This is a genomic window from Lysobacter sp. F60174L2 (genome assembly GCF_052547135.1).
Genome location: NZ_JBQWRA010000001.1, coordinates 672533 through 685182 on the forward strand (window position 1 = coordinate 672533; position 12650 = coordinate 685182).

General features: G+C 68.3%; 11 protein-coding genes. 7 read left to right on the top strand and 4 right to left on the bottom strand.

Features of this window, described 5'->3' with window-relative positions; all coding sequences use genetic code 11:
• Positions 1-90 precede the first annotated feature (90 nt).
• The 3 genes from ACT9AS_RS03010 to pdhA form a co-directional block, all read right to left on the bottom strand.
• Positions 91-1494, bottom strand: coding sequence for a 2-oxo acid dehydrogenase subunit E2 (locus ACT9AS_RS03010; protein WP_445098628.1), 1404 nt, complete (start codon positions 1492-1494; stop codon positions 91-93).
• 72 nt (positions 1495-1566) lie between these two features.
• Positions 1567-2601, bottom strand: a complete 1035-nt coding sequence (locus ACT9AS_RS03015; protein ID WP_445098629.1) for a transketolase C-terminal domain-containing protein — start codon at positions 2599-2601, stop codon at positions 1567-1569.
• Entirely contained in the window at positions 2598-3671 is a 1074-nt protein-coding gene (gene pdhA / locus ACT9AS_RS03020) for a pyruvate dehydrogenase (acetyl-transferring) E1 component subunit alpha (protein WP_445098630.1), read from the bottom strand. Before pdhA ends, ACT9AS_RS03015 begins: the two co-directional genes overlap by 4 nt.
• 171 nt (positions 3672-3842) lie before the next feature.
• Here pdhA and ACT9AS_RS03025 point away from each other — a divergent pair, with 171 nt between their 5' ends.
• Together ACT9AS_RS03025 and ACT9AS_RS03030 are read left to right on the top strand one after the other, a co-directional pair.
• Entirely contained in the window at positions 3843-4706 is an 864-nt protein-coding gene (locus ACT9AS_RS03025) for a tryptophan 2,3-dioxygenase family protein (protein WP_445098631.1), read from the top strand.
• Positions 4707-4900: 194 nt separating this feature from the next.
• Complete coding sequence (locus ACT9AS_RS03030; protein ID WP_445098632.1) at positions 4901-6496, top strand: oligopeptide:H+ symporter; 1596 nt, start codon at positions 4901-4903, stop codon at positions 6494-6496.
• A 55-nt stretch (positions 6497-6551) separates the two neighbouring features.
• Here the strand turns inward: ACT9AS_RS03030 and ACT9AS_RS03035 are convergent, their stop codons facing one another.
• Positions 6552-7052 carry a MarR family transcriptional regulator gene (locus ACT9AS_RS03035; protein ID WP_445098633.1) on the bottom strand — a complete coding sequence of 167 codons (501 nt, stop codon included), beginning with the start codon at positions 7050-7052 and terminating at the stop codon, positions 6552-6554.
• A 111-nt stretch (positions 7053-7163) separates the two neighbouring features.
• Here ACT9AS_RS03035 and hppD point away from each other — a divergent pair, with 111 nt between their 5' ends.
• The 5 genes from hppD (at position 7164) to nhaA (ending at position 12650) form a co-directional block, all read left to right on the top strand.
• Positions 7164-8258 (top strand): 4-hydroxyphenylpyruvate dioxygenase, encoded by a 1095-nt coding sequence (gene hppD / locus ACT9AS_RS03040; protein WP_445098634.1) that lies wholly within the window; start codon positions 7164-7166, stop codon positions 8256-8258.
• A gap of 15 nt (positions 8259-8273) precedes the next feature.
• A complete protein-coding gene (gene hmgA / locus ACT9AS_RS03045; protein ID WP_445098635.1) occupies positions 8274-9572 on the top strand; it encodes a homogentisate 1,2-dioxygenase in 1299 nt (432 codons plus the stop codon).
• Positions 9573-9665: 93 nt separating this feature from the next.
• Positions 9666-10313, top strand: coding sequence for a lectin (locus ACT9AS_RS03050; RefSeq protein WP_445098636.1), 648 nt, complete (start codon positions 9666-9668; stop codon positions 10311-10313).
• A 56-nt stretch (positions 10314-10369) separates the two neighbouring features.
• Entirely contained in the window at positions 10370-11347 is a 978-nt protein-coding gene (locus ACT9AS_RS03055; protein ID WP_445098637.1) for a calcium/sodium antiporter, read from the top strand.
• A 61-nt stretch (positions 11348-11408) separates the two neighbouring features.
• Entirely contained in the window at positions 11409-12650 is a 1242-nt protein-coding gene (gene nhaA / locus ACT9AS_RS03060) for a Na+/H+ antiporter NhaA (protein ID WP_445098638.1), read from the top strand.

Consider the following 12650-nt stretch of genomic DNA (forward strand, 5'->3'; position numbering starts at 1 on the left):
CTCTAGCGCGGTGCGGATACGACAGGTGCGGATACGACAAGGGCGGCACGCGGCCGCCCTTGTCGTTGCTTTCGATGTCGCCATGCTTCTCTACTGCGGCGCCGACAGGTCGTCCAGCAGCGCCTTGAGGAAGCGCGCCGCCTCGCCGCCGGTGCAGGCGCGGTGGTCGAAGGTCAGCGAGATCGGCATGCGCCGGTGCACCTCGATGCCACCCATCACCGCCACGACGTCGTGGCTCAGCTTGCCGGCGCCGATGATCGCGACGGTCGGCGGCACCACCACCGGGGTCGCGTAGCGGCCGGCGAACATGCCGAAGTTGGACAGGCTGATGGTGTAACCCGACAGCTCGCTGGCCGGGATCGAACGGTCGCCGACCTGCGCGCGCAGGCGCTGGATCGCGGTGCGGGTGCCGGCGGCGTCGAGCATGTCGGCGTTGCGCAGGGCCGGCACGAACAGGCCGTCGTCGGTGTCGACCGCGATGCCGATGTCGACGTGCGGGTGCATCGTGCGGACCAGCTTGTCGCCGTCGAACCAGGCGTTGAGCGCGGGGACTTCCTTGCAGGCCGCGCAGATCGCGCGGATCAGGCGCGCGGTGATGTCCTGCTTGCCGATCCAGCCGTGCAGGTCGGCGTCGTCGACGAGCGTGGTCGGCACCACCTTGGCGTGTGCATCGGCCATGACCCGCGCCATGTTGCGACGCACGCCCTTGAGCTGTTCCGGCTGGCCGCTGGCAACCACGCCCGGCGGCTGCGTGCGCATCGGCTTGCCGCCCTGCGACAACGTACTGCGCGCCGGCTCCTCCCTTCTCCCGCTCGCGGGAGAAGGTGCCCGAAGGGCGGATGAGGGCGCTTTTGGCGTCGCACCAGCCTGCGCCGACCCGTCCGCCGCCGCCTTCTTCACATCAGCCATAGTCACCACGCCATCGGCACCCGTGGCATTGACCCGCGTCAGATCAACCTTGAGCTTGCGCGCCAGCGCACGCACCGCCGGCATCGCCTTGACCCCGCCGACGCTGCTGGCCTGCTCGCTGCGCACGGTGTCGGACGACTGCATCGCCCCGACCACGGTGCCGCTGTCCTTGCGCGGCGCGCCCTTGGCGGCCTCGCCGTCTTCCTCGATCGCGCCGCCGTCGTCGGAGGCGACCACGCGGTCATCCGGCGCCGGATCCTCGCTGCCCACGCCCTTCGCCGGCTGGCCGCCACCGTGGTGGTGGCCGGTGTCCTGGCCCTCGGCGCGCTGCGGCATCGACGGGTCGACCTCGAACTCGGCCAGCATCGCGCCGGTGGTGATCACGTCGCCGGCCGCGCCGGCCAGCTTCAGCACCTTGCCGGAGACCGGCGAGGGCACCTCGACCACCGCCTTGGCGGTCTCCATCGAGACCAGCGCGTCGTCGAGCTTGATGGTGTCGCCGACCTTTACGTTCCACTCGACGATGGTGGCGTCGGGCAGGCCTTCGCCGAGGTCGGGCAGGAAGAAACTCTTGTTGTTGCTCATGGCAGTCCTTCGTTTGCGGGGGCGCCAAGGCGCCCGGGCAGTGCTTCGGATGTCGCGGTCGTGGCGGCGGGCTCAGCCGGCCGCCATCGCGCGCTTGGCCGCGGCGACCACGCGGTCGACGCTCGGCAGGTACTTCATCTCCAGCCGGAACAGCGGGATGTGGGTGTCGTAGCCGGTGACGCGCTCGACCGGGGCGAGCAGGTCGTACATCGACTCCTCGGCCAGCCGCGCGGCGATCTCGGCGCCGAAACCGGCGGTCTTGGGCGCCTCGTGGACGATCACGCAACGGCCGGTCTTCGACACCGATTCGGCGATGGTCGCAAAGTCCAGCGGACGCAACGTCGCCACGTCGATGACCTCGGCGCTGATGCCTTCCTCGGCCAGCTTGTCGGCGGCTTCCAGCGCCTCCTTCACCTGCGCGCCCCAGGTCACCAGGGTCACGTCGTCGCCGTCGCGCAGCACGTAGCAGACATCCAGCGGCAACGCCTCGCCGTCGTCGGGCACCAGCTCCTTGTACTGCCGGTAGATGCGCTTGGGTTCGAAGAAGATCACCGGGTCCGGCTCGCGGATCGCCGCCAGCAGCATGCCGTAGGCGCGTTGTGGCGAGGACGGCATGACCACGCGCAGGCCGGGCACGTTGGTGAAGATCGCCTCGTTGGCCTCGCTGTGGTGCTCGGGCGCGCGGATGCCGCCGCCCCACGGCACGCGCAGCACCATCGGGCAATGCAGGCGGCCGCGGGTGCGGTAGCGCATGCGCGCGGCGTGGCAGACGATGAAATCGACCATCGGGTACATGAAACCGTCGAACTGCGCCTCGGCGACCGGCTTCATGCCCTGCGAGGCCATGCCGACGGTGAGGCCGGCGATGGTGGTCTCGTCGAGCGGGGTGTCGATCACGCGGTCCGAGCCGAACTGCGCGTGCAGGCCGGCGGTGGCGCGGAACACGCCGCCGTTGACGCCGACGTCCTCGCCGAGCACGACCACGCTGTCGTCGACGCGCATCTCGTGCGCCATCGCCTGGGTGATCGCTTCGATCAGGGTGATCGCCGCAGGCGCCTTGGCCTCGTTGGCGGCGGCGGTCTGCTGCTTGCTGGCGGCCTTGTTCATGCGCGGCCCTCCCGTTCGATCGCCTGTTGGCGCTGGGCCTGCAGGTCGGCGGGCATGTCGGCATACAGGTGGTCGAACATCGCTTCCACGGGCTGCACCGGGGTCTCCAGGTAGGCGTTGATCTCGACGTCGACGCGTTTGCCGCACTCCTCGATCCAGGCGGTCTCCTCGTCCTCGCTCCAGACGCCGGCGTCGGTCAGGTAGGTGCGCAGGCGGGTCATCGGCTCGCGGGTCCAGGCGTCCTTGACCTCGGCGTCGTCGCGGTAACGGGTCGCGTCGTCGGCGGTGGTGTGGTCGTGCAGGCGGTAGGTCATGAACTCGATCACGCTGCCGCCTTCGCCGTTGCGTGCGCGCTCGGTGGCGCGGCGCATCGCCTCGAGCACCGCGACCAGATCATTGCCGTCGACCTGCAGGCAATGCAGGCCACCGGCGAGGCCCTTCTGCGCCAGCGTCTTGGCGCCGGTCTGCGAGTTGCGCGGCACCGAGATCGCCCAGCCGTTGTTGATCACGCACAGCACCAGCGGCGAGGTGAACGCGCCGGCCGAGTTGAGCGCGGCGTAGAAGTCGGTTTTCGACGAACCGCCGTCGCCGCAGCAGGCCACCGCGATGCGCGGCTGCTTGCGCAGCTTGAACGACAGCGCCGCGCCGGCGGCCATCAGGCACTGGGTCGAGATCGGCACGCACCACGGGTAATCGTTCTTCGCGTCGGCGAAGTCGTTGCCGCGCTCGTCGCCGCCCCAGTACAGCAGCACCTCGCGCGGCTTCACCCCGCGCATGAACTGCGCGCCGTACTCGCGGTAGCTCGGTGCGAACACGTCGTCGGGCTGCATCGAGGCGCCGATGCCGACGTGCGCGGCCTCGTGGCCGAGGCTGGCGGCGTAGGTGCCCAGCTTGCCGGTGCGCTGCAGCTTGATCGCCTTGCTGTCGAAGGTGCGCACGAACAGCATCTGCTTGAACAGCGGCAGCAGCGCCTTGGGATCACGGAAGGCCTTGGGCAGCTCGCCGACAGGCTTGCCGTCGGGGCCGAGGTACTGGAGATATTCGATTTCGAACGATGCGGCGACCGTCATTGCACGCGTTCCTCGGTCATGCGGGGGACCCCCGATCATACCGGGGGTCCCGCAAAAAGCCGTTGCGCGATGCGGCATGAGGCGGTGCCGGCCCGGCCACGATCGGGGGGAGCGCCAAGCCGGGCGGGCGTGCCGATGCGCTACCCTTTGCGCCCCTGCATGGAGCAAGTGATGAGCGTCGACAACAACGAGCGCAAGCTGGAAACCGGCATCCATACCGACCTGTCCGGACGCATGAGCTACGCCGGCTACCTGCACCTGGACCGGCTGCTCGACGCCCAGCATCCGCTGTCGAACCCGGCCGAGCACGACGAACTGCTGTTCATCGTCCAGCACCAGGTGTCCGAGTTGTGGATGAAGCTGATGATCCACGAACTCCGGGCCGCCATCGTCCATCTGCGCGAAGACCAGCTCGGCAGCTGCCAGAAGAGCTTCGCGCGCTGCAAGCAGGTGCTGCGCCAGCTGACCGAGATGTGGTCGGTGCTGGAGACGTTGACGCCGTCGGACTACATGCGCTTCCGCGACATCCTCGGGCCGTCGTCGGGCTTCCAGTCGCTGCAGTACCGCACCATCGAGTTCCTGCTGGGCAACAAGAACGCCTCGATGCTCAAGGTGTTCGCGCACGATCCGGCCGCCGAGGCCTCGCTGCGCGAGGTGCTGGAATCACCCAGCCTGTACGACGAGGCGCTGCGCTACCTGGCCCGCCACGGCCACGCGGTGCCGGCGCACCTGGTCGAGCGCGACTGGTCGAAGGCGCGCGGCTCGGACCCGGCATTGTTGCCGGTGTTCGGACGCATCTACGAGGACACCGAGGCGCACTGGCAGGCCTACCACCTGCTGGAGGACCTGGTGGACCTCGAAAGCCAGTTCCAGCTGTGGCGCTTCCGCCACATGCGCACGGTGATGCGGATCATCGGCTTCAAGCGCGGCACCGGCGGCTCGTCGGGGGTCGGCTTCCTCAAGCAGGCGCTGGAGCTGACGTTCTTCCCGGAACTGTTCGAGGTGCGGACCTCGGTCGGTCTGGAGACGCGTTGACGGCCGGCACAGTCATGGTGCGACGCACCATCGCCCTGTTCATTTGACGCACGCGTTACGCACCAGTTAAACCTACTGCGTTTTCGTCCAGCCCACGGGTTGACGATTCGCCGTACGGCGTGACTGCGCCAGTCCGATATCCAACCAGGCGGCCCCAGGGGGCAGTCGATCACCGTTTGGGAGTAGCGAAACCAGTGGCCACCAATCCAGCCAACGTCGTCGAAGGCAAGACCTTCCTCGGCCATCCGCGCGGCCTGTTCGTGCTGTTCTTCGCCGAGATGTGGGAGCGCTTCTCCTACTACGGCATGCGCGCGATCCTGATCTTCTACCTGCTGCAGCACTGGCTGTTCGCGGAGGAGAAGGCCTACGTCATCTATGGTGCGTACACCGCGCTGGTCTACATCACCCCGGTGGTGGGCGGCCTGCTTGCGGACCGCTACCTCGGGCAGCGCAAGGCGGTGCTGTTCGGCGCGATCCTGCTGGTGATCGGCCACGGCCTGATGGCGTTCGAGGGCACCGGCGGGCAGGACTCGCCGATGCTCAACGTGTTCTGGCTGGCGCTGGCGTTCATCATCATGGGCGTCGGCTTCCTCAAGGCCAACATCTCGGTGATCGTCGGCCAGCTGTACGGCCAGGGCGATGCGCGCCGCGACCCGGCGTTCACGATCTTCTACATGGGCATCAACCTGGGCGCGTTCCTGGGGTCGCTGATCGTCGGCTACCTCGGGCAGACCTGGGGCTGGGGCTGGGGCTTCGGCGCCGCCGGCGTCGGCATGCTGCTGGGCCTGATCGTGTTCGTCTGGGGCAAGCCGCTGTTGCTGGGCCGCGGCGAGGCGCCGGACCCGGCCGCGCTCAAGCGCCCGGTGATGGGCGTGCCGCTGGAATGGATGATCTACCTGGCCGCGCTGGTCGGGGTGGGCGTGGTCTGGTGGCTGGTGCAGTACCAGTCGATCGTCGGCGGCCTGCTGGGCCTGACCGGCGCGGCGGTGGTCGCGTATTTCCTGTACACGGCGGTGTTCCGGCTGGACCGCGTCGACCGTGACCGCATCCTCGCGGCGCTGTTCCTGATCGCGCTGCAGCCGCTGTTCTGGGCGCTGTTCGAGCAGGCCGGTTCGTCGCTCAACGTCTATACCGACGAGCAGGTCAACCGCAACATCTTCGGCTGGGAAGTCCCGGCGTCGATGTTCCAGTCGCTCAACGCGGCCTACATCATCCTGCTGGCGCCGGTGTTCGCGTGGTTGTGGTTGTGGCTGGCCAAGCGCGGCTGGGAACCGTCGACCCCGGCCAAGTTCGGCCTCGGCCTGATCCAGCTCGGCGCGGGCTTCCTGGTGCTGGTGGCGGGCGTGCTGGCGACCGGCACCGAGAACCTCACGCCGGTCATCTTCATCTTCCTGATCTACCTGCTGCACACCATGGGCGAGCTGTGCCTGTCGCCGGTCGGCCTGTCGGCGATGACCAAGCTGGCGCCGGCCAAGCTGATGAGCCTGATGATGGGCACCTGGTTCCTGTCGACCGCGGCGGGCAATTTCATCGGCGGGCTGATCGCCAGCGCGACCGGTGGCCATGGTGCCGAAATGGCCGAGGGCGCTGCGCCGGTCATGGACGTCTACAGCAAGATCGGCTGGATCGCGGTCGGCGTCGGTGCCGCGGTGATCCTGGTGTCGCCGTTCATCAAAAAGCTGATGCACGAGGACGTCGACAACGCGCACCACGACCGCGCGCTGGCCGGCCAGGGCGAGATCGGCGAGCCGGGCGCGGCGGGGACTCGCACGGACCAGGAACTGCGGTGACCTGAGGGTTGCTGCAGGACGACGGCAGAACGGCGACCCACGGGTCGCCGTTCTGCTATCCGGCCTGCGTATCCCGCGCCGGTTCCGCCTCGGCGCGGATCTCCAGTTCGTCGAGGCGGTCGAGCAGGCGGAACAGCAATTCGCGCTCGGCCGCATCCATGCCGTCGAGCAGGCGGCGTTCGAAGCCGAGCGCGAGCGGCGCGACCTCGTCGTAGATCAGCTGGCCGGCCTCGCTCAGGCGCAACACCGAGCGCCGGCGATCGTCGTCGTGCATCTCGCGGTCCAGCCGGCCGGCCTCTATCAGCCGCGCGACCGCCCGGCTGACCGCGACCTTGTCCATCGCGGTGCGCTGGGCCACTTCGTTGGCCGAGAGGTCGGGATAGCGCCCGAGAACCGCCATCACCCGCCATTCGGTCACGCCGAGGGCGAAACGTTCGACATAGACCCGCGCGATCGCGCTGCTGACCCGGTTCGACAACACCGAGAGCCGGTAGGGCAGGAAGTGTTCGAGGTCCAGTTGCGCGTGCGCCGCGGGCGCTGGCCTGGATGCATTCATGCTGCGCCGTGCCTTGTGTATGGTTTCATGTGAAACTATAACCCCTGTAGCGAGCGGCCCCTCGGCTGCCCGCCCGTTATCCAGCCAGTCCAGTCCAGTCCGGAGTCTCCCATGAGCGCCCAGCCCAATCTCGGCATGCAGGTCACCACTTTCGAAAACCCGCTCGGCATCGACGGTTTCGAGTTCGTCGAATTCGCCGCGCCGCAGGGCCAGGGCGAGATGCTGCACGACTACTTCCGCAAGATGGGCTTCAGCGCCGTGCTGCAGCACAAGACCCGGCCGATCACGGTCTATCGCCAGGGCGGCGTCAACTTCCTGGTCAACGAGGATCCGGACAGCTTCGCCGCCGACTTCGCCAAGGCCCACGGCCCGTGCGCGACCGGCTTCGCGATCCGCTTCAAGGAGCCGGCCGACAAGGTCTGCCAGACCGTGCTCGGCAACGGTGGCGAGGCCATCGACCACAAGGCCGACACCAAGGCGGTCGACGCGCCGGTGGTCAAGGGCATCGGCGACTGCATGCTGTACCTGGTCGACCGCTACGGCGACAAGGGCAGCGTCTACGGCGACGACTTCCTGCCGGTGCAGGGTGCCGACCAGGACCCGAAGGGGTTCGGCCTGACCTTCATCGACCACCTGACCCACAACCTCTACTTCGGCAACATGGCCAAGTGGTCGGAGTACTACGAGAAGCTGTTCAACTTCCGCGAGATCAAGTACTTCGACATCAAGGGCGCCAAGACCGGGCTGGTGTCGAAGGCGATGACCGCACCGGACGGCATCGTGCGCATCCCGCTCAACGAGTCGAACGATCCGAAGTCGCAGATCAACGAATACCTCGACGCCTACAAGGGCGAGGGCATCCAGCACATCGCCTGCTTCACCGACGACATCTACAGCACGGTCGAGGCGATGCGCGAGGCCGGCATCGAGTTCCTCGACACGCCCGACACCTATTTCGAGGTGATCGACCAGCGCGTGCCGAACCACGGCGAGGACGTGCCGCGCCTGCAGAAGAACAAGATCCTGCTCGACGCCGACATGGAGACCAAGAAGCGCCTGCTGCTGCAGATCTTCACCCAGAACGCGATCGGCCCGATCTTCTTCGAGATCATCCAGCGCAAGGGCAACGAGGGCTTCGGCGAGGGCAACTTCCAGGCGCTGTTCGAGAGCATCGAGCGCGACCAGATCAAGCGCGGCGTGCTGTAAGCGGGAGCGCCGGCGATGGAATCGAACGGCTACCAGTCGGGTTTCGGCAACGAGTTCGCCAGCGAGGCGATCGCCGGCACGCTGCCGGTGGGGCGCAACTCGCCGCAGCGGGTCGCGCACGGGTTGTACGCGGAGCAGCTGACCGGCTCCGCGTTCACCGCGCCGCGCGGCGCCAACCGCCGCAGCTGGCTGTACCGGATCCGTCCGGCGGCGATGCACGGGGCGTTCCAGCCCTACGCGCAGCCGCGGTTGCACAACGATTTCGACGCCGGTCCGGTCAGCCCGGACCAGATGCGCTGGGACCCGCTGCCGATGCCGGGCGTCGACACGCCGACCGATTTCGTCGACGGCCTGTTCACCATGGCCGGCAACGGCGGCCCGGCGGCCATGACCGGGGTCGGCGTGCACCTGTACGCCGCCAACGCGTCGATGCGGGGCCGGTTCTTCTACGACGCCGATGCCGAGTTGCTGGTCGTGCCGCAGCAGGGCCGGCTGCACATCGCCACCGAACTGGGCGTGCTCGATGTCGAGCCGCAGGAGATCGCGGTGATCCCGCGCGGCGTGCGCTTCCGGGTCGAGTTGCCCGACGGTGCGGCGCGCGGTTATGTCTGCGAGAATTTCGGTGCGCTGCTGCGGCTGCCCGACCTCGGCCCGATCGGCAGCAACGGGCTGGCCAATCCGCGCGATTTCCTGACCCCGCAGGCGGCGTTCGAGGACGTTGAAGGCGACTTCGAACTGGTCGCCAAGTTCCAGGGCCACCTGTGGCGCGCCGACATCGGCCACAGCCCGCTCGACGTGGCCGGCTGGCACGGCAACTACGCGCCGTACAAGTACGACCTGCGCCGCTTCAACGCGATCGGCTCGATCAGCTTCGACCACCCGGACCCGTCGATCTTCCTGGTGCTGCATTCGCCCAGCGACACCGTGGGCACCAGCAACATGGATTTCGCGATCTTCCCGCCGCGCTGGCTGGTGGCGCAGGACACGTTCCGGCCGCCGTGGTTCCACCGCAACATCGCCAGCGAGTTCATGGGCCTGATCCACGGCGCCTACGACGCCAAGGCCGAGGGCTTCGTGCCGGGCGGCGCGAGCCTGCACAACTGCATGACCGGCCACGGCCCGGACGCGGCGACGTTCGACAAGGCCAGCGCGGCCGACCTGTCGAAGCCCGACGTGGTGCGCGACACCATGGCCTTCATGTTCGAGACCCGCGCGGTGATCCGCCCGACCGCGCAGGCGGTCGATGCCGCGCACCGGCAGCGCGATTACCAGGCCTGCTGGGCCGGGCTGCGCAAGCACTTCGATACCCCGTGACGGGGCCGGGGTGACGGTGGCCGGGCGCCGTTTCGCGTCGCATTCACGCCATCCCGGTAGCCTGCCGGCGTCTATCCGCAGCAGGAAGTCCCGATGAAGCTTGCGTTGCCCGCACTGACCCTCCTGGTCCTGGCCATGGCCGCCTGTGCCGACCGCGGTGCCGGCGATGCCGCCACGGCCGCCTCCGCCCCGCCGGCGGTCGACCAGCCGAGCGAGGATGTTCCGCCGGCCACCGCGCCCCCGGGCACCCGGATGCCGGGCGACGTGGCCGGGTCGGACGCGAGCGACAGCAACGCCGGCGAAGCCCGCTTCGACGGCTACGGCCCGGCCCGTTTCGGCATGAGCGCCGACGAGGTCATCGCGGCCTGGGACGGCGAACTCAACGGCGAGCCCGCCGCGGACGGGTCGTCCTGTTTCCACCTCAACCCCGTTGGCCAGCCGGACATCGCGTACTTCGCGCTGATGTTCGAGGGCGGAAAGTTCGTGCGCTACAGCGTGTCCAACGAAACCATGAGCGCGCCCGGCGGCGGCCAGGTCGGCATGGATTCCGCGCAGATCGAAGCGTTGTACCCCGGTATCGAGCAGCAGAACCACAAGTACGTCGAGGGTGGCCATTACCTGCGTGCCGGCGGCGATGGCGGCGAAGGCGTCGTGGTGTTCGAGACCGGTGCCGACGACGTGGTCACCGAATGGCGGGTGGGACTGCCGCCGCAGGTGGACTACGTCGAAGGCTGCAGCTGATCGGCATAGGCTGATCGGCATAGAATCCGCACGATCAACCACGGGGAGCCAGGATCATGTTCGAAGCCGTCGGCCTGTTCGTGCTGGGACTGGTGTTGCTGGGGCTGGGTGGCGATTCGATCGTCAAGGGGTCGGCCGGGCTGGCCCAGCGTTTCGGCGCCTCGCCGTTCGTGGCCGGGCTGGTGCTGGTCGCGTTCGGCACCTCGCTGCCGGAGATCGCGGTCAACGTGCATGCGATCGCGCTCGGCCAACCGGACCTCGCCCTCGGCAATGCCGTGGGCAGCAACGTGGCCAACTTCGGACTGACGTTGGGCGCGGCGGCGCTGGCGGCGCCGCTGCTGGTGCGCTGGCGCAGCCTCGGGCCGTTGCTGCTGGTACTGGTGGTGGGCACGCTGGCGGTCATCGTGCTCGGCCTCGATGGCCGGCTCGGACGGATCGAGGGTTTCGGCCTGCTGCTCGCGTTCGTGGCGGTGGTCGCCTTCGCGTCCGCGCGCAGCCGTCGCGAGGCACCGGAACTGCAGGCCGAGATGGCCGCGTTCGCACGCACAAGCAACGACCTCGGGCTCAACCTCATCCGCTTCGCGATCGCCGCGGCGCTGCTGTACTTCGGCTCGCGGCTGGTGGTCACCCATGCGCTGTCGCTTGGCGACGGACTCGGGCTGTCGCCGTTGCTGACCGGCCTGATCCCGGTGGCGATTGGCACTGCATTGCCGGAAGTCGCCGCCGCGGTGGTCGCCGCGCGCCGCGGACAGGGCGACCTGGTGGTCGGCCACGTGGTCGGTTCCAGCGTGTTCAACCTGCTGGTGATCCTGGGCGCGATGGCGGCGTGGCAACCGCTGGTGCTGCCCGGCCTGCTGGTGCGCTACGCGTTGCCTGCGGCGCTCGCGTTTGCGCTGGTGATCTATCCGATGCTGCGCGGCGACCTGCAGGTGAGCCGGCGCGAAGGCGCGATCCTGCTGGTGGGCTTCGTCGCCTGGCTGGCGTTCGAACTGGTGCTGGTCGGCAGCGCGGGCAGCGTGGCGGCGCAGGGTTGAACGGACAATGTCGGCACGGCGAAGCATCGGGTTGCTGAGCCGTGGTTGATACACTGGGTCGATGACTGAAAATATCCCGGAAACGCCCTCCCGCCGCCCATTGTCGCTGCGCGCGCTGCACGCGATGGCCGAGTTCCTGCGGCTGGAAGCCGCTGGCGGCATTCTGCTGATCGGCGCCGCGGTATTGGCGATGATCGCCGCCAACTCCCCGCTTGAAGAGTTCTACGACAGCTTCCTGGAAATGCCGGTGCAGGTCCGGGTCGGTGACCTCGACATCGCCAAGCCCGCATTGCTGTGGATCAACGACGGCTTGATGGCGATCTTCTTCCTGCTGGTCGCGCTGGAGATCAAGCGCGAAGCGCTCACCGGACAGCTGGCAGGTCGCTCGCGCCTGATCCTGCCGCTGATCTGCGCCGGCGCGGGCGTGGTGGTTCCGGCGCTGATTTTCTACTCGCTCAACCATGCCGATGCCGAGGCGATGCGTGGCTGGGCGGTGCCGACGGCGACCGATATCGCGTTCGCGCTCGGGGTGCTGGCATTGCTCGGCTCGCGCGTGCCGGTCGGGATGAAGCTGCTGCTGTCGACGATTGCCGTTGTCGACGACCTCATCGCGATCGTGATCATCGCGTTGTTCTATTCGCACGGCATGTCGGTGACCGCGCTGGCCTGGGCGGGCGCGGCACTGGCGTTGATGTGGTTGCTGAACCGTCGCGGAGTCACCGCGTTGACGCCGTATCTCCTGCTCGGCGTGTTCCTGTGGGTGTGCGTGCTGAAGTCGGGCGTGCACGCGACCCTCGCCGGCGTTGCCACCGGCCTCATGATCCCGCACGTCGACAAGGGCAACAAGATCAATGACGAGGTCGAGCATTCGCCGCTGGAACACCTCGAGCACGCGCTGCATCCGTGGGTGGCCTACGCGATCCTGCCGGTGTTCGCGTTCGCCAACGCAGGTCTCGCACTGGGCGACCTGAGCCCGTCTTCCGCGCTGGCCGCGGTACCGCTGGGTATCGCACTGGGCTTGGTGGTCGGTAAGCCGATCGGCATCGTCGGTGCGGCCGTCGGCATGCGCGCGCTGGGCTGGGCGCGGTTCCCGGAAGGCATGGACTTGCGCTCGATGATCGGCCTGGGTCTGCTGTGTGGCATCGGCTTCACCATGAGCCTGTTCATCGCTTCGCTGGGCTACCGCGACCCGGTCAACTACGACGGTGCGGTGCTCGGCGTGCTGTGTGCGTCGGTGATCGCCGCGACGCTGGGCTACGGCTGGCTGCGCATGGTGCTGCCGGCGCGCGACCGGGTCGGCTGA